Origin of the sequence: Chryseolinea soli (assembly GCF_003589925.1) — a bacterium.
Classification (GTDB): Bacteria; Bacteroidota; Bacteroidia; order Cytophagales; family Cyclobacteriaceae; genus Chryseolinea; species Chryseolinea soli.
In genome coordinates, this window is the sequence record NZ_CP032382.1 from 4,313,972 (window position 1) to 4,331,450 (window position 17,479).

At 53.4% G+C, this 17,479-nt stretch carries 16 protein-coding genes; 12 read left to right on the forward strand and 4 right to left on the reverse strand.

From position 1 onward, the window contains the following. Nucleotides 1–21 precede the first annotated feature (21 nt). The 3 genes from D4L85_RS18475 to D4L85_RS34805 are packed head-to-tail and all read left to right on the forward strand — an operon-like array spanning nt 22 to nt 4,713. Nucleotides 22–747, forward strand: coding sequence for an energy transducer TonB (locus D4L85_RS18475; RefSeq protein ID WP_160143822.1), 726 nt, complete (start codon nt 22–24; stop codon nt 745–747). Nucleotides 748–749: 2 nt separating this feature from the next. Continuing rightward, nucleotides 750–3,155, forward strand: coding sequence for an FG-GAP-like repeat-containing protein (locus tag D4L85_RS18480; protein WP_119755689.1), 2,406 nt, complete (start codon nt 750–752; stop codon nt 3,153–3,155). Nucleotides 3,156–3,168: 13 nt separating this feature from the next. Then, the gene (locus D4L85_RS34805; RefSeq protein WP_119755690.1) at nt 3,169–4,713 is read left to right on the forward strand and encodes a PorP/SprF family type IX secretion system membrane protein; all 1,545 of its coding nucleotides are present in this window, start codon (nt 3,169–3,171) and stop codon (nt 4,711–4,713) included. 492 nt (nt 4,714–5,205) lie between these two features. Here the strand turns inward: D4L85_RS34805 and D4L85_RS18490 are convergent, their stop codons facing one another. Beyond that, complete coding sequence (locus D4L85_RS18490) at nt 5,206–6,027, reverse strand: ion transporter (RefSeq protein WP_119755691.1); 822 nt, start codon at nt 6,025–6,027, stop codon at nt 5,206–5,208. 28 nt (nt 6,028–6,055) lie between these two features. Next, nucleotides 6,056–6,532, reverse strand: a complete 477-nt coding sequence (moaC, locus tag D4L85_RS18495; RefSeq protein ID WP_119755692.1) for a cyclic pyranopterin monophosphate synthase MoaC — start codon at nt 6,530–6,532, stop codon at nt 6,056–6,058. Between the two features lie 36 nt (nt 6,533–6,568). On the opposite strand from moaC, the gene D4L85_RS18500 reads away from it, so the two are divergent. From D4L85_RS18500 to D4L85_RS18535, 8 genes are all read left to right on the forward strand, one after another. Next, nucleotides 6,569–7,762 (forward strand): molybdopterin molybdotransferase MoeA, encoded by a 1,194-nt coding sequence (locus tag D4L85_RS18500; protein WP_119755693.1) that lies wholly within the window; start codon nt 6,569–6,571, stop codon nt 7,760–7,762. 30 nt (nt 7,763–7,792) lie between these two features. Then, on the forward strand, nt 7,793–8,920 hold the full coding sequence (locus D4L85_RS18505) for a glycerate kinase (RefSeq protein WP_119755694.1): 1,128 nt from the start codon (nt 7,793–7,795) through the stop codon (nt 8,918–8,920). A 102-nt stretch (nt 8,921–9,022) separates the two neighbouring features. Further along, nucleotides 9,023–10,354: a signal recognition particle protein gene (ffh, locus tag D4L85_RS18510; protein WP_119755695.1), complete on the forward strand. Its 1,332-nt coding sequence runs from the start codon at nt 9,023–9,025 to the stop codon at nt 10,352–10,354. A 320-nt stretch (nt 10,355–10,674) separates the two neighbouring features. Further along, nucleotides 10,675–11,178 (forward strand): DUF2911 domain-containing protein, encoded by a 504-nt coding sequence (locus D4L85_RS18515; protein WP_119755696.1) that lies wholly within the window; start codon nt 10,675–10,677, stop codon nt 11,176–11,178. An 83-nt stretch (nt 11,179–11,261) separates the two neighbouring features. Beyond that, the gene (locus tag D4L85_RS18520) at nt 11,262–11,711 is read left to right on the forward strand and encodes an ATP-dependent zinc protease family protein (protein WP_119755697.1); all 450 of its coding nucleotides are present in this window, start codon (nt 11,262–11,264) and stop codon (nt 11,709–11,711) included. A 23-nt stretch (nt 11,712–11,734) separates the two neighbouring features. Beyond that, nucleotides 11,735–12,643 carry a 30S ribosomal protein S6--L-glutamate ligase gene (gene rimK, locus D4L85_RS18525; RefSeq protein ID WP_119755698.1) on the forward strand — a complete coding sequence of 303 codons (909 nt, stop codon included), beginning with the start codon at nt 11,735–11,737 and terminating at the stop codon, nt 12,641–12,643. 21 nt (nt 12,644–12,664) lie between these two features. Beyond that, a complete protein-coding gene (locus D4L85_RS18530; protein WP_119755699.1) occupies nt 12,665–13,639 on the forward strand; it encodes a succinylglutamate desuccinylase/aspartoacylase family protein in 975 nt (324 codons plus the stop codon). A 50-nt stretch (nt 13,640–13,689) separates the two neighbouring features. Continuing rightward, nucleotides 13,690–14,259 (forward strand): DedA family protein, encoded by a 570-nt coding sequence (locus D4L85_RS18535; RefSeq protein ID WP_119755700.1) that lies wholly within the window; start codon nt 13,690–13,692, stop codon nt 14,257–14,259. 56 nt (nt 14,260–14,315) lie between these two features. Here D4L85_RS18535 and D4L85_RS18540 read toward each other — a convergent pair whose 3' ends face one another. Then, entirely contained in the window at nt 14,316–15,128 is an 813-nt protein-coding gene (locus D4L85_RS18540) for a glutaminyl-peptide cyclotransferase (RefSeq protein WP_119755701.1), read from the reverse strand. A gap of 294 nt (nt 15,129–15,422) precedes the next feature. On the opposite strand from D4L85_RS18540, the gene D4L85_RS18545 reads away from it, so the two are divergent. Further along, on the forward strand, nt 15,423–16,301 hold the full coding sequence (locus D4L85_RS18545; RefSeq protein WP_160143823.1) for a phosphate/phosphite/phosphonate ABC transporter substrate-binding protein: 879 nt from the start codon (nt 15,423–15,425) through the stop codon (nt 16,299–16,301). Nucleotides 16,302–16,540: 239 nt separating this feature from the next. Here the strand turns inward: D4L85_RS18545 and D4L85_RS18550 are convergent, their stop codons facing one another. Next, nucleotides 16,541–17,314 carry an NIPSNAP family protein gene (locus D4L85_RS18550; protein WP_119755703.1) on the reverse strand — a complete coding sequence of 258 codons (774 nt, stop codon included), beginning with the start codon at nt 17,312–17,314 and terminating at the stop codon, nt 16,541–16,543. Nucleotides 17,315–17,479: the final 165 nt, after the last annotated feature.

Sequence of the window (17,479 nt, forward strand, 5' to 3'; positions counted from 1 at the left end):
ATGAAACAATCCCTTACGATAATGAAACACAAGCCCGAGCTCCCGGATGATGAGATTCGAAGCTACATGGACTTCGACCGCCTCGTGGCCGACAAGCAACTGGCCGTGCGCATGAATAAAAAGTATACGGTCGTGAAGTGGTCGCTGGCCGCGGTCACGCTCCTGGTTTTGGTGGGCGGCGGTCTTTATTTCTTCCGGGAAGAACAAAAGCCTGAGCCTGTTCCGCCACAGGAAACCCTTCCGTCAACGGAGTCCGCAGCGACGCCATCCAAGACCGACCCCAACGTGTCGGAAGTAAAGCCGGAGGCCACCGTTCCGTTGAGAAAGGAAGAGGGTCCGGCACAAGCCGAAGAAACTAAAAAGGTCCGGGCGAAGAAAAATGAACCCAAGCCCGCCAGCGGCACCATCTCTTCTACTAAAGTAGAGGATGTTTATGTGCAAGCCGAGCCGGTGCAGGGATATGCTTTGTTGTATGCTTATTTCAATGACCACCTGGTTTACCCGCCATCGGCCGTGAAGGATTCTGTTCAGGGGGTGGAGACGATTTCGTTTGTGGTCAATGCCGAAGGGAAGGCAGAGAAGGTGGAGGTGAAACAGTCGCTGGGTGAAGCGTTCGACAAGGAAGCGCGCCGGCTTGTGGCTGGAATGCCTGCCTGGAAACCGGCAACGCTCAATGGCTGCCCGGTGCCCAGCAGCATTGCGCTGCCCATTACCTTTCAAATTCAGAGAATCAAATCAAAAGAATAGGTATGAAACGCCCGTGGACCTTATTGTGCTTCCTGCTGATGGTGGCCATGACAGCGACTGCGCAGCAATTTGCCAAGCAAACCGATATTGTTCTTCCCGACTCCATCGCCACGGCCTCCACACAATGGGCCGACCTCGACAACGATGGTGTGTTGGACATCCTGTTGCTCACGAAGTCGCAAGCAGGAAGGAGCTATCTTCAATTTGTGAAGGGTGACACGGTGAACACGCCGGTGTTGTTGGCGCACAAGACCCGGACCATTGAGGTCTCCGCTTTTGTGGTCACGGATTTTGATCGCGACAATCGTATGGATGTGGTGGTCAGTGGTGTGAAGAATGCAGCGCGCGTAACGGCGGTGTATGTGAACCAGGGAGGATTTGTTTTTGCAGAGCAGCCGCTCACCCTAAGGCCGTTCGCGATCTTAAAACGCGCCGACCTTAACAACGATGGCCGCGAAGAATGGATCGCCAGCGGCGAACCCTGGACCTGGGACTATCCCACCACGCTCTACGTCCAACACGACGACCTCTCCTTTGGCGTATACGACTCCCTGAACATCAAAGCCACCGCCCTCGAAACCTTCGACGCCGACGGTGATGGCGACATCGACCTGTTTGTCAGCGGAAGCGTGAAGCCCGATTCATTGTGCACAGGTTTTCTGAAGAACAATGGTAATTTAGATTTCAGGCGTTACCTGACTTCTTCCCGCCAGGGCACAACCTCCATCGGCGACATGAATGGCGACGGCCTGTTCGATGTGTGGGTTGCCGGCAAGGATAAGAACGGCACCTTGTTTACAAGCCTGTATCAAAGTGACAAAGGATTGTACACCAGCGTGTCGTTGCCCATTACATTGAACAACGCACAACTGTTTGTGGCCGACTTCAATTCTAACGGCGTGGCCGATGTCCAGTATCGTGGCACGACTGCAGGCGGTGATGCGGTAAACATTATTGAATATGCGGCAGGCGACTATGACACGTTGGCCTCGGCCAACCTGATCCAACAGGCTGCTGGCGATCTGGAGCACGATGGCGACCTGGACCTGGTGCAGCTTGTACAAGAAACTGCGCTGCATGTGGTGGTGTATCAAAATACCGAATCCGAAAAGAACAAAGCACCCGCCGCACCGGCCAGGGGCCTGGGGCTGTCGGTATTCAATCGTCTTTTTTTGTATTGGGACGAAGCCGGCGACGACCACACGCCAAGGTCATCCGTGACCTACGATGTTCTCCTGAATGGAACGAAGGAGTACCAGACCGTCAGCTTCGACTGGCTAAACGACAAGCGCCTCGTGTCGGCGCATGGTAATAACGGCACGAACAATTTCAAGTTGCTGAAAGACATTCCGGCAGGCCCCTTCACCTTCTCTGTGCAAGCGGTAGACAATGCGTTGCACGGGGGTAGATTGTGTATCGGAGGCCGGACACCTTGTGCCGACGCCACCACCGAGGAATTGTCGCTTTGCAAAAACGAACAAGCCACCCTCACCGCTCCATCCGAAGCTCTGTGGTTTTCGTTTGCCAACGGATTTTTAGGACAGGGTTCGACGTGGACCATCGGTGCCGACAAAGTTGACACGGTATTCTCCTACACGCCGGCACGCGGTGGCTGTGCAGCGCTGAAGCGTTATACCTGGAAGGTAAAGAACGATACCCTAAAAACAGAAAAGTTGCAACGCTACGTATGTAAAGATGCGCAGCTCACCTTCACCACCGAACCCGGCTGGCAAACCATCACCTGGACGAGCGACGTCAAAAAGGGGCTCGGGTCTGCGCCAACCATCACCTACACGGCAACCCAGCCCGACACGGTATCTGTGATCCTTACCAACGATGTGGGTTGCACGATCATCCGCAAAACAGGGGTAGGCATTAGCGTGCCGGATGTGCAGGTGACGCCGGAAGAAGTGAAGATCCTGAAAGGAAGTTCTGTACAACTGACGGCCACCGGCGCTGCCAGTTATGCGTGGACACCGACAACGGGAATGGTCGATGCCAATCTTGCCGGCCCGGTGGTATCGCCGCCGGTCACTACGCTCTACACCGTAACCGGCTATGATTCGTTGGGATGTCAGGGCACAGCCACCGCCAACGTGATCGTGGAGGGCGGCGGATTCATTCCCAACCTGTTCACGCCAAACGAGGACGGCAAGAACGATGAGCTGAGAGTATATGGCCTCACCAGCGCCCAAAACTTTTCGTTCAGCATCTACAACCGCGAAGGCAACCTGGTCTTCAAAACGCAAGACGTGAACGACGCGGTGCAGCGGGGTTGGGATGGAACACGCAATGGGTCACGACAACCGGCGGGCGTTTACTTCTGGAAAGTGAAGGGCGTGCTGGCCGACGGAGGCAAGGTCTTGTTAAACGGCAAAGAGAGTGGATCTATCGTCTTGGTGCGATAAGAACAAAATAAGAATGAGGAATTTTATACTGGCTGCCATTTGCTTAGGAGCATCATTAGGGTGCAGGGCACAGTATTTTCAATTCAGTCAGTATAATTTCACACCTCAACGCATCAACCCGGCCACCGTGGCCACGAGCAATTATGCGTCGCTAAGTTTTGACTACCGGAACCAAGCCACGGCGGGAGGCTTTCATTTGAACAGCAACATCGTGAACGCGTCGTATCCCATCCTGTCGCGCAACGGGACGCGCTGGTCTGGCGTGGGCATTTCTTTGATGGACGATCGCTCCGGGCAGGCGGGCATCTTCAACACGCAGGAAGCAGCTGTGTCGTATGCGATCAATGTCCCCATGGCCAAATATCAGGTGCTGTCCATGGGGGTGAAGGTGCTCTATCAAACCCGCAAGATCAATCTCGACGGCCTCTACACCGGCTCGCAATACATCCCCGACCGGGGCTTTGACGAATCGCTTGCTTCCGGCGAGAACCTCGGGCAACTCAACACCAGCTTCATGACCTTTAGTGCGGGCCTGTACTGGCAGCAAGAAGATCGCAAAGGAAACCGCGTAGCGTATGCCGGCTTCTCATTCTTTGACTTCAACCATCCCGACGAAGCTTTTCTTGATGCCACGAGCACGTTGCACAGTACGGCCGTGGCTACGATGGGCGTTCGAGCCTATCAAAAAGGCAACATCAGTATCTTTCCTGAGATCCTGTTGACGATGGGTTCCGGAACATCGGTTTTTAATCTGGGTTCCATCACGCGCTATGATCTCAAGCCTACAGCCAATCAACCGGCGACACATTTGGATCTCATCACAAAATATGTTGTTGGCCGATCGGGCATTATCGGGCTGCAAATGCATCGCGAGAAATTTGGTGTGGGCATCAGCTATGATTTTCCCATCGTCACGCGGAACGTGGCCAATACCGGAGCAATAGAAATAGGTTTGGTGTTTCGCAAGCTAGTCGTGTCGAAGAAGCGAAGTCGCGAAGAAGCCCAGCGCAAGACCACCGGGGGGCAGGGAGGAAAGAAACTGGGAGCGACAGTCGCGGTAAAGAAACCTCAACCCCGCGCGACGCCAAAAGACTCGCTTCAAACAAAAGACAAGAAGGCAAAGGATGCCGCGCTTAGCGAACGACTCAAACAAAAACAAGACTCCGTACGCACGCAAGTGCAAGTGGGCGCCGTGAGCCACACGCCGTTGGTGCTTGAAAAAGCCACGCTCCACTTCAACTTCGAATTCAACAGCACCGAACTCGATGAACATGCCCGCGAATATCTTGATGATTTGGCAAAGGCCCTGCAAGACAACCCTGAACTGAAGATCAAACTCATCGGCCACACCGACAATGTAGGCTCCGAAAAATTCAACCTCAAGCTTTCGCAATACAGGGCACAAACGCTGAAAGACTACCTGCTGGAACGCGGCGTGGCGTCTTCGCGCATCACCGCCGAAGGCAAAGGCATGGCCGAACCCGTGCGCGATAACAAAACGGAAGAGGGCAGGGCACAGAACCGGCGCGTGGAGTTGACCATCCTATACCAGCAATAAAGCATCGTATTTATAATAACCCCAGGCTTTAGCCTGGGGTTATCCGAGTGATGAAAAAAGGTGCCATAGGAAAGCTGGATCGATCTTCACGTTTCATGGCACCGACCGTACACACGGCCTCTGGATCCGACGTGGCGAGCCCCTCCATCTAGCGTGACGTATCCTTTGAGCGAAGTGTCCTAATGGCACTTCGAAGCCTGAGGTAGTGAGGGTGCGCCATGACCGCTCGTGCAACTTAAGAGATGTGAGCGTGGCGCTGTTACTATAAGTTGCGCTAACCCCAGGCTAAAGCCTGGGGTTATACACTATTCATTATAAACTTGCGCATAGACTAGGCCTTTCGGCCGGGGTTATTCAGGTCCTTTACCCTGGCTTTGAAAGATGTGTGCATAGACCTGGCCTAAAGGCCAGGATTATTCAGATTGCATTTAACCATCCTATACCAGCAATAGAGAGATCAACCCAAGTCAACGGCGTTGATGCGAAAGATCATCAGGCTTTATGTTCCTTCTCCTCGTGGATGTCTCTTCCGCAATGCGGGCAGATGGACGATTCTTTTTCTTTGACAGGTTCGTTGTGGAGCATTTCGAAAAAACCGGAAGAGAGAATACCCGCGGGCAACGCCAGTAACCCGACACCGGCAATGGCAAACACGCCCCCCAGAAACTTCCCAAGCGGAGTGATCGGCACCATGTCGCCATAGCCCACGGTGGTGATCGTGGCGATGCCCCACCACATGGTGGCCGGTATGCTGCTGAACTTATCGGGCTGCGCCTCGCGCTCGGCATAGAACATCATGAAGCTGATGATCACCAAAATGAAAAGGATAAAAAGGAAGCTCAGCACCAATTGCTCCTTGCGCTTCGCAAGCACTTGCTTGAAAATGGTGAGGGCCTGTAGGTAGCGGGCAATTTTGAAGACGCGAAAGAGGGCCATGAGCCGGAAGATCCGCAGGAACCTGAGGTCGAGGGGAAGGAAGATCAAATAGAACGGCAGGAACGCCAGCAAGTCGATGATCGCCATGGGCGTGACCATATATTTTAAGCGGCCCTTTACCGGCTCGCTATAGGGTGGGCTTTCCACGATGGAGTAGATCCGCGCCACGTATTCGATCGTGTAGAAAAAGATGGAGAACACTTCAATTTGACGGAACAGCGCAGAATATTCATGATCGATCTCCTTCACGGAGTCCACCACGATGGCCAGGATGTTCACGAGGATGATGGCAATGAGCACCGTTTCGAAAATGCGTTCCCAGACGTCGCCCTTGGCTGTGGGGTCCAGGATGAGGTAGAGTCGTCGGCGTAGGGTCATATGAAAGTTCGGGGGTAGCGGGGTAGGGTTAGCGGTGGAAATCTTTTTTGCCGCCGGTCTTGCTCATCAGTTTTATTTCCTCGATCACAATGTTATGCGACAGGGCTTTGCACATATCATAAACCGTGAGGGCGGCAACGGTAACTGCCGTAAGCGCCTCCATTTCCACACCCGTCTTCGCGGTGATGGTGACAACACTATCAATCACGATCTTGTTGTTGCGTACAGCGACGTGCACCTGGCAATCTTCCAGCCCTAGTGGGTGACAAAACGGAATGAGCGATGCGGTTTGTTTGGCGCCCATCACACCGGCGATGATGGCCGTTTGAAAGACAGGGCCTTTTTTGGTGATCAGCTCGTCGCCCTGCAGGTGTTGCAGAATTTCCGGGCCAACCTGAACCAGCGCCTGGGCTTTGGCGGTGCGGGTGGTGGGCTTCTTTTCGGAAACATCGACCATCCGGGGATTGCCCGCGTCGTCGATGTGTGTAAATTGGTCTGTACTCATGTATCTTGGGTGCCAGTAAAGGTAAAAAGAATTAACATGGTAAGCGTAGCAGAAGCCGCCTCGGTCGTTTTTTCAAATCTGTTCCAACCCGCCACCACGTCCGTTTCCCTCACGGACGCCGTGAACAAGGTGCTGGCCGAACGCATCACGGCCGACCGCGACTTCCCACCCTTCGACCGCGTGGCCATGGACGGCATCGCCATCCGCCGCGATGCGTGGAAGATGGGGCAGCGCACTTTTCCATTGGAGGCCGTGCAGGCTGCCGGTGAGCCCCGTAAAACATTAAAAGGAAAAACAAACGCTATCGAAGTAATGACCGGCGCACCGATGCCGGCAGGAACTGACGTGGTGATCCGGTATGAAGACCTTCGCATAGAGGATGCGACAGCGCACGTCACTTCAGAGATGGCCGCCGACAATGCATTCATTCACCGGCAAGCCGTCGACGCCGAGAAAGACAGTGTGTTACTGGAGCCCGGCATACTTTTATCATCCGCTGAAATTGCTTTGCTGGCTTCGGTCGGTAAAAGCCGCGTGAAGGTTTATGTATTCCCCAAGGCAGCCATCATCTCCACGGGCGACGAGTTGGTGCACATCGATGACATCCCCCTTCCGCATCAGATCCGCCGTTCGAATACCTACGCTCTGCAAGCCGCGATGAAGACGCTGGGTTGGGAGGGTGCGATCCATCATTTGAAGGATGACAAAGCATCGATGATCGAAGGCCTGAAGAAGATCGCCCAGACCGCCGAGGTCCTGATCTTATCGGGCGGTGTCTCCAAGGGGAAATTTGATTTTGTGCCCGACGCCCTGGAGGCGTTGGGGGTGAAGAAACTTTTTCACCAGGTGAGCCAGCGGCCGGGTAAGCCTTTTTGGTTTGGTGTTTCCGGTGCGGGGCTAACGGTGTTTGCGCTGCCGGGCAACCCGGTGTCTACCTACATGTGTTTTTATCGCTATATCCGGCCGTGGGTGATGAAGAGTTTGAAGACGTCAACCGATTTATTGTATGCGGTGTTGGCGGCGGATTTCTCGTTCGCACCATCGCTCACCTACTTTTTGCAGGTGACGGTAAAAAATGAAAATGGAAAACTGATGGCCTATCCCGACGCGGGTGGTGGCTCGGGTGATTTTGCCAACTTGAAAAACGTTACCGGTTTCCTGGAATTGCCGGCCACAGCATCCGTTTTTAAGGCGGGCGAAACTTTTCCGTATATTCCCTTCCGGCAATAAACACCAACCCTCTCTTTACCCGCGCCGGCTATGATGACGATTCTTTTCGCGCCCGATAAATTCAAAGGCTCACTCCATGCCGCGCAGGTTTGCCAGGCCATGGAAGAGGGCATGCGCGAAGGCGGTTTCAATTTCCACGCGCTCCATTTGCCCATGGCCGATGGCGGCGAGGGAACCTGCGACATGCTCACCCATTTCAGCCACGGGCAAAAAATAAGCGTACCCGTCTCCGGCCCGCGCCTCCAACCCATGCCCGCAACGTATGGCATATCCGGCGACGGCACCACAGCCTTCATCGAGATGGCCGCCGCTTCGGGTTTGCAATGGCTCAAGCCGGGAGAACGAAATCCGCTGGAGACCTCGACACGTGGTACAGGGCAATTGATCCATCATGCGATCGGCGAGGGCATCACAAAGGTGATCCTCGGCATTGGCGGCAGTGCCACCAACGATGCGGGCATGGGCATGCTGGATGCCCTGGGGATTATCTTTCTCAATGCACAGGGTGAGCGGTTGTTGCCCGTGGGAAAAAATCTGATTCATGTACACCGCATCGATGCTTCACACATCGACCCGACCCTAAAGAAAATTACCTTCACCGCCCTCTGTGACGTGAACAATCCCTTGTATGGCCCGGAAGGAGCCGCACAGATCTTTGGTCCCCAAAAAGGTGCCGACGCAACGGCGGTCGCTTGCCTGGACGACGGCCTGCGCAATTTTGCGGCCGTGGTAGAGCGCCAGCTTGGGGTGGACATTAACTTTCCCGGCGCCGGGGCGGGCGGCGGGATTGGGGCGGGAGCGAGGGCTTTTTTGAATATCAACTTTCAGCCGGGCATCGATTTTTTGAAATCCTTTGTGAAACTGGAAGAGAAGGTGGCCCAAAGCCACATCATTTTTACGGGCGAAGGAAAAGTGGACCACCAGACGCTGTATGGCAAGGTGGTGAAAGGCGTCTCGGAACTGGCCGTAAAACACAGCAAGCCCTTGTTCATCCTGGCCGGAACGTCCGACCTGACCCCGGCCGAACTGCTGGAACTGGGCGCCGTGAAAGTGGTGGACCTGGTCAATCAAACTACTTCCGAAAAGGAGGCCATGCACCATGCCTTTTCGCTGATCCGGCAGCGGATCAAAGAAGAAATTATTCCGCTTTTTCTTTAGCCCTCAGCGCCTTAACTTTGGCCCCTTATCCCACTGGGAGGGAACGGAAAACCCCGTTTTTAAGCATCCTGAATTCATTTTTAAAAAATAATACGACGATCCATGTTCGATAATTTAAGTCTTAAGCTGGATAAAGCCTTTCAGAGCCTGAAAGGACAGGGAAGGATCAGTGAAATTAACGTGGCCACCACGATCAAGGAAATCCGCAAGGCGCTCATCGACGCCGACGTGAACTATAAGGTCGCCAAGGAAGTCACCGACGAGATCCGCGACAAGGCCATGGGCCAGGACGTGCTCACGGCCATTTCGCCCGGCCAGTTGCTGGTGAAGATCACCAACGACGAGCTGACGGCCCTCATGGGCGGTCAAAGCGAGGACATTAAAATTGAAGGAAGCCCGGCCGTCATTCTCATTGCCGGTTTGCAAGGTTCGGGTAAAACCACATTCTCCGGAAAGCTGGCCAACTATCTCAAAAAGCAAGGCCGCTCCGTCATGCTCACCGCCTGCGATATCTATCGTCCCGCCGCCATCGACCAGTTGAAAGTATTGGGCGAACAAGTGGGCGTGGAAGTTTATGCCGAGCCTGAAAACAAAGACGCCGTAAAGATCGCCAAGGCGGCCATTGAGCACGCCAAGAAAAATAACCATCGCATCGTGATCGTCGATACCGCCGGCCGTTTGGCGGTGGATGAAGAAATGATGGATGAGATCGCCCGTTTGAAGGCCGCCCTCAATCCTTCCGAAACTTTGTTTGTGGTCGACTCCATGACCGGTCAGGATGCTGTGAACACGGCCAAGGCCTTTAACGACCGCCTCAATTTCGATGGCGTGGTGCTCACCAAATTGGATGGTGATACCCGCGGGGGTGCTGCGCTTTCCATCCGCCGCGTGGTGGACAAGCCCATCAAGTTTATGAGCCTCGGCGAAAAGATGGAAGCCATCGACCGCTTCTATCCCGAACGTATGGCCAGCCGGATCCTGGGCATGGGCGACGTGGTGTCGCTGGTGGAAAAAGCACAGGAAGTATTCGACCAGGAAGAAGCGGCCCGCCTCAACAAAAAGATCCGTAAAAATCAGTTCGACTTCAACGACTTCCTGTCGCAATTGGAACAGGTGAAGAAGATGGGAAATATGAAAGACCTGTTGGGCATGATCCCCGGCATGGGCAAAGCCATCAAAGACGTCGACATCGATGACAACTCTTTCAAACCCATCGAGGCCATCATCCGCTCCATGACGTTGCAGGAGCGCGAGAATCCGGACATCCTCAACAGCAGTCGCAAGAACCGTATTGCCGCGGGCAGTGGCACGACGGTGCAGCAGGTCAATCAACTGTTAAAACAGTTTGGCGACATGCGCAAACTGATGAAGACCATGAATAAAATGGGCGGCGGCAAGCGCGCACTTTCAGCGTTGAATCCGTTCGGTCGATAACCGCAAATTTTCCAAAACGATCATCCCAAACCAAAGGCTTTGGTTCAGCTTTTTGTTGTGCAACGCCATAGGCTTTCCAGACGAATAGCGGTGAAATTACTGCCGTTCAATACGTTAGAAAGAATCCGGATAACGGCCGGGTTGCGGTGTTAATTTTTCTGAAAAATTTACCCGAAGGATACAAACCAAACCGGCAATATCACCGTTCTTACAGTAGTTTACAGGTTGTTATATAAATTAGAGAAAATGCCCCGACTACTCGGGGCATTTTTACGTATACACAACATCGTAAAACACTTTAAACCAAACTTAAACAACGTATGAAAAGAATTACATTTCTGATGGTGGCCCTGGCAACCGTTTTCACCACTGCATTTGCCCAGGATAAACCCGCCAGCCCCCAGGCCACTGTGGAAGGCAAAGTCGGAGCCGCCAATGTAAAGATCGTTTATTGTCAACCCTCAGCCCGCGGCCGCAAGATCATGGGCGGCCTTGTTCCCTTCGGTGAAGTGTGGAGAACCGGTGCTAACGACGCGACGACCATTGAATTCGACAAGCCTGTAAAACTCGAAGGCAAAGACCTGCCTGCCGGCAAATATGCCCTCTTCACCATCCCTGGTGAAAATGAGTGGACCATCATCATCAACAAAGACGCAAAACAATGGGGCGCTTACAGCTACAAGGATAAAGACGATGTGCTGCGCGTGACGGTGAAACCCACCAAAACTTCGGCTGCCGTTGAAACGTTCAACATCGCCCTCGGCAAAGACGAAGTGCAATTGAAATGGGAGAATACCGCTGTTGCCTTCAAAGTGAAAGGTTAACATCTTCTTATAAATATTAAAAAAGCCCTGCACTGGCAGGGCTTTTTTATTTTCCGCATATTGGCATCCCTTACCATGCCGCCATGTATATTCTAGGACGTTACGACCGGGTTGACTTACCCTTGCTGGGGCTGAAAAATATTCACGCGAAGGTGGATACCGGGGCCTTCACTTCCAGCCTCCATTGTCACCGGGCCGAAGTGATCGACGGCGTACTTGAATTTATTCTATTGGATGAAGAGCATCCGGAATTTACGGGAATGAAGTTTACCTTCCGCGAATTCGAGGAGCGCATGATCAAAAATTCCTTTGGTGAAGTCGAGCGCCGGTTTGTGATCCACACCACGCTCAAAATTTTTAACGAAGAGATAACGACCGAGTTCTCGCTCAGCAACCGGGGTTCTCTTAAATTTCCGATCCTGATCGGGCGGAAGATCCTGCGAAACCGCTTTCTCATCGACGTGACCAAAAAGAACCTTTCCTACCAGGAAAAACGCCGGCAGCGCCGGGCGCAAAAGAGTAAAAATCGATAACGCGTAAAGCAAACCAGTCTCTCATGAACATCGCCATATTGTCGAGAAACGCCAAGCTGTATTCTACCCGCCGTCTCAAGGCGGCCGGGGAGGCGCGTGGCCATAAGGTTGAGATCATCGACCACATGAAGTGCGTTCTTTTTATCGAAAAGAGAAACCCCGTAGTGCTTTACCAGGGACGACGCCTCGACTACTTCGACGCCATCATCCCACGCATCGGCGCGTCGGTCACTTTCTACGGTGCCGCGGTGGTGCGGCAGTTTGAAATGATGAAGGTGTTCACGGCCGTAGAGTCGCAGGCCCTCATCCGCTCGCGCGACAAGCTGCGCAGCCTGCAGATCCTTTCGCGCGCAGGGTTGGGGTTGCCCAAGACGATCTTCATGGACTACTCCCGTGAAACGGAAGGCATTATCGAAGCCGTGGGCGGTGCACCGGTGGTGATCAAACTGCTGGAAGGCACACAAGGTTTGGGTGTAGTGCTGGCCGAAAACAAAAAGGCCGCCAAGTCGGTGATCGAGGCTTTTCACGGGCTGCATGCCCGCATCATCGTACAGGAATTTATCAAAGAGGCCAAAGGTGCCGACATCCGCGCGTTCGTCGTGAACGGCGAAGTGGTGGGTGCCATGCGCCGGCAGGCCAAGGAAGGGGAGTTCCGTTCCAACCTGCACCGCGGCGGCACCGCCAAGGTGGTGAAGCTGGGCCGCGCCGAAAAAGTGGCGGCCATCACTGCCGCTAAAAAAATGGGTCTTGACGTGGCCGGTGTGGATATGCTACCTTCGGCTCGCGGGCCACTCATCCTGGAGGTGAACTCATCCCCCGGACTGGAGGGCATCGAAGGCGCCACCAAGGTGGACATCGCTGGGAAGATTTTTCAGTATATTGAGAAAAATGCGGGGAAGAAGAAGATACAGAAGGATAAAATTAACGCATGATTTCACATACCCTTATCACCATTGCGTAAGATCGTCATAGCCGGGCAAGAGATCCTGCCCGGGGAATTCAAGGAAATAGACATCAACATTGCAAGGCTTCCTTCGCATACCGTGATCGACACGCCCATCTACGTGTCGCGGGGCGTGGAAGAAGGCCCGGTGCTGGCCCTCACGGCCGGTATGCACGGCGACGAGATCAACGGCATGGAGATCGTGCGCCGCATGCTCGACAGCGGCCTGCACAAACCCAAGCGTGGCGTCACCATCTGCATGCCCATCGTGAACATGTACGGCTTCCTCAACTACTCGCGCGACGTGCCCGATGGCAAGGACATCAACCGGTCGTTCCCCGGAAACAAATCGGGGTCGCTGGCCAGCCGTGTGGCCTATCACCTCATGCACGACGTTATCCCCCTTATCGACATCGGCATCGACTTTCATACCGGAGGCGCCATGCGCGCCAACTACCCCCAGGTGCGGGCCGTGTTGCGACACGAAACCAACCTGAAACTCGCCGAAGCTTTTCATGCCCCGTTCACCATCGATGCCCCGTACCGCCCCAACTCCCTGCGCAAAGAAGCCGCGCGCCGAGGCAAATACATCATCGTGTACGAAGGTGGCGAGTCGCTGCGCTTTGATCAGCAGGCGATCGAAATCGGTATTGCCGGCACACTGCGCGTCATGAAACACCTGAACATGATCGACGTGGCGCCCGAGGCAACGGACGAGAACCGGATCGTCTGGAACACGAGTTGGATCCGCGCGCACCACGCGGGCCTGTTTCAACCCAACGTGAAGTGCGGGCAACTGGTGCACAAAGGCGAGTGGGTGGGAACCATTACCGACCCTTTCGGGGAATTCAAAGAAGAAGTGATGGCACCGGAGACAGCGTTTGTCATCGGCCTCAACAACATACCCGTCATCAATGCGGGAGATGCCCTCATGCACCTGGGCATGGACAATTTTTGTAAACTCGACCAGCCCGCCGACGACTAGGTAACTTTCGTTACACGGCGGTGTTAGGGAAGTGAAGTAAATGAAACAGCGTGGAAAACTTTCTGGATCAATACGGGTACATTGCTTTAATCATCGGAACCTTCTTTGAGGGCGAGACCGCTATCCTCGTGGCTTCGTCGCTCATTCACCAAGGCTTGTTCGAAGCGCCTTACACGATCCTCTTCGGGTTTGCCGGTTCGTTTGTGAGCGACTGGCTCTATTACACCATCGGCCGGTTGAATGGGAAATACTTTGTTGAGAAACGCCCGGCGTTAAAAGAAAAGCTGACACCTGTTCGACAATTCTTCGATACTCACAAAATACAAATATTGTTTTCGTACCGGTTCCTCTATGGCTTCCGGGTCATCATTCCCATCGTGATCGGTATGAGCAACATCCGTCCCGCGCAATATTTGTTCTACAGTTTGTTGAGTGGGCTCATCTGGTCGTCGACCGTGAATGCCGTGGGCTATTCCATCGGCCGGTTCCTGGATATCAAGACGTCTGTGTTTGAAGACAACCTGCTCTTCATCGTGCTGGGCTTTGCATGCTTTGGATTGATGATCGGGTTTGCTGTAAAGCATTTCGCCGAGCGCAAAATGCACGTTAGCGGAAAGTAAAAACGATCCAAGGGTTCACACCGGAAGCGTGACGATTACCGGTCGAAGAAGGACGATTAAGGATTTGCTACGGCAGGCTTCTGGATGCGGATGAGGAATGCCTTCGGCCAATTCTTTCCCGTCACCAGGAATGCTTTGGAATTAACATCGTAGGCGATGCCATTCAAATAATCAATGTTGGGATACATCCGCCGCACTTCTTCGGTGAGCGGCGAAAGGTCCACTCTCCCCACAACTTTTCCGGAAGCGGCGTCGATCTTCACGATCCAGGAGGTTTCATAGACGTTGGCATAGATATACCCGTCCACATACTCCAGCTCGTTCACGTTCTTCAGCTTCTGGCCTTCGTTGGTGACGGTCAACGTGCGCACTACACTCAGGTTGGCGGTGTCGAGGTAGGTCAGTTTTTCTGTGCCGTCGCTCATGATCAGGTTTTTGTTGTCATGCGTCATGCCCCAGCCTTCGGCGTTGCTGAACTTGAACTCACCGATTTGTTTATAGGTCGTGGCGTTGTAGATGAACCCGACCCCAGTGCGATAAGTAAGCTGATACAATTTATTGTTGATGACCGAAATGCCTTCGCCAAAGTACTGCCCGTCGAGCACGATCTTTTTGGTGTGGACGCCCGTTCCCGGGTCCACCTCGGCCACCCACGATTTTCCGTTCAGGCCGGTGCTTTCCAGCACTTTTCCCTTATCGATCAGCAACCCCTCCGTATAGGCTTCCTGGTCGTGGGGCAGCGTTTTCAGGACGCTGTAGGACAAAGCCAGGGTGTCCACGGGTGCTTCGGAGTCGGCGTTCGAGTTTTTTGTGCAGGAAGCAGCGAGCAGGAAAAGGAGGGCGGCGGACAGAAAAAGGGAATATTTCATGAAAACACAGCTAATTAAGGTTCGAAAAAACTAAAATTATCACACATCCCCAAAACGCCTTTTCCGGCCTTTTCGTTGGCCGGGCTTATCCTGCGGACCATACGCCGGAAATTCCTTCCAGATCGTTCTTTCGCGGTTTCCACAGTTTGAAAAGCTGGCTATATTTGATTTTACTGCAGGAAGAACAAGAAGGCCGGGAGAGTGTTGTCAGCAAGGTGGGATGGCCGATAAATGCTCCCCGAAGGTGCAAAAGCGTTAAGTAAAATTTTAAAAAGACCCCCTAAATCCCTCACCATGCGAAAATCAAAGTTGGTTGTGCTGATCGTTTCGATCGTGACATCCTTTCTTCTCTTTGGCCCTGCCCATGGGCAGACCCAACCGGTCGTCTATTTCTACCTCACACCCTCGGTCTCAGTCGAGTCCATGGAGAAGAGCGGCAACTTCATCAAAGACTTCCTGGAAAAGGAAACCGGCATGACCATCAAGCTGGGCGTGCCACCCACCTACGACGAGTTGGTTGATAAGTTCGGGCAAAAAGAGCCCTGCTTCTCCATCATGAGCAGCCAAAGCTATGTGCTGGCCCACGAAAAATTCGGCGCCCAGGTAAAACTCCGGTCGTTGCGCTATGGCCAGTCGGTATACTATGGCCAGATCATTTGCCGTGCCGGCTCAGGCATCAAAAGCATTAAAGACCTTCAAGGCAAAAGCATCGCCTACACCGACGAGCTCTCCACGTCGGGCTATCTCTATCCGAAACAGATCCTGGACAAAAACAACATCAAGCCCGCCAAGGTAGTGTTTGCCAAAAAACACGATGAAGTCGTGCGCATGGTATACGAAGGCAAAGTAGACGCCGGCGCCGCCTTCTACTCCCCACCCGGCCCCGACGGCGAAATGCACGACGCCCGCGCCCGCGTCAAAGACAAATACCCCGATGTGGAAAAGAAAGTGATCACCCTTGTGAAGACCGAAGCCATTCCCAACGACCCCATCGTCTTCTCCAAAGCCTTTGACCCCGAAGCCGCGCGAAAGCTCTATGTCGCTTTGGTGAAACTCACTACGGAACAAAAGGGAAAAGAAATCCTCCGCGAACTCTATGGTTCCGAGGGATTCGTAAAGGCATCGGATGCGGATTATAATTCGTTGCGGCAAGTGATGGCGGGGGTGAAATAAGGAGCCAGAAGCCAGGAGCCAGGAGCCAGAATTGGGGAGCGGAATTCAGTAGCCAGTAGCCCTGGCTTGTGGTCGGCCATCAGCCATTAGTTACGTATCACTCATCACTAGTCAGTGGTTCCCAGCCAATACCCAATCAGACGCCGGTAAAACAAAATAGCCAGTGCTCATTGCTCTTAAAGCGATAAACACTGGCTACTGACTACTGAAGATCGACTCCTGGCTCCTGGCTCCTGATTCTAGATCTCCGAATACCCCACCGGCCGCAGGAAATAAATATTGATCTTCGACACGTTGTGCTGATACTCGCTCATGCCCGACAGCGTTTTCCACTCGGGGTCCGAGGTGAATGCTTTCCAATGCTCGTCGCGGGAAGCTTGGTTGGTGAAGGTTGTCATGTACATGAGGTTGGGCATGCGGCTGCCGGAGATCACCTCGGCGTAGAACACGGCGTTAAAACCCAGTCGCTTGAAGAGGGCCACTTCGTTGCCGTCGTTGAACATCTTTACCTTGTTGCGATAGATTTTTTCGGTATACCCTTCGTAGCTGCGCAACTCATAGACACGCTCCGTAACGGGTGTGGAGAGTTTGGGAACTTCCAGTTGGGTCATGCCGGTGAAGGCCTGGAGCAGGATGGTCTCGATGCGGGCATAGGGTGGATTGTCGTATGGGGCATTCAGATAATCCGTGCCCGACGACTCGTATTGTTTGTCCTTTAACAAGGTCTCCGGAAGTTTAACAAACTGGTCCATCGAGGCAAAAGGGGTAAGCACATAGATACGTTTACCAAACGTGGTGTCGGTTTCAACTGGTTTGAAAACACCCACCTTGGCAATCCCCGCCCGGTGCAACGCGGGCAGATAGGCCTCTTTCAAAAACTTCTCCACTCGTTGTTCCTGGGTGCTGTTGGCGACGTGGTAGATCTTGATCTCGTAGAATTCACGCTTGGGTGCAGCGCTTAGGGCGGTTGACAAGCATAGCGTGAAAAGGATAAAATAGAATGGTCGTTTCATAGTGGGAAGAGTCATGGTAATAAGGAATACGAAAGGTAAAGGAAGAATTCCGATTTAAACAATGACAATCCAGGGCTGCTGTCGCCGTTGATGTAAAAACCAGATAGACGGCGAGGGGAGGCTACCGCAGCCTGTGGCAAATCCAGGGATAAATCCGGTTAATTT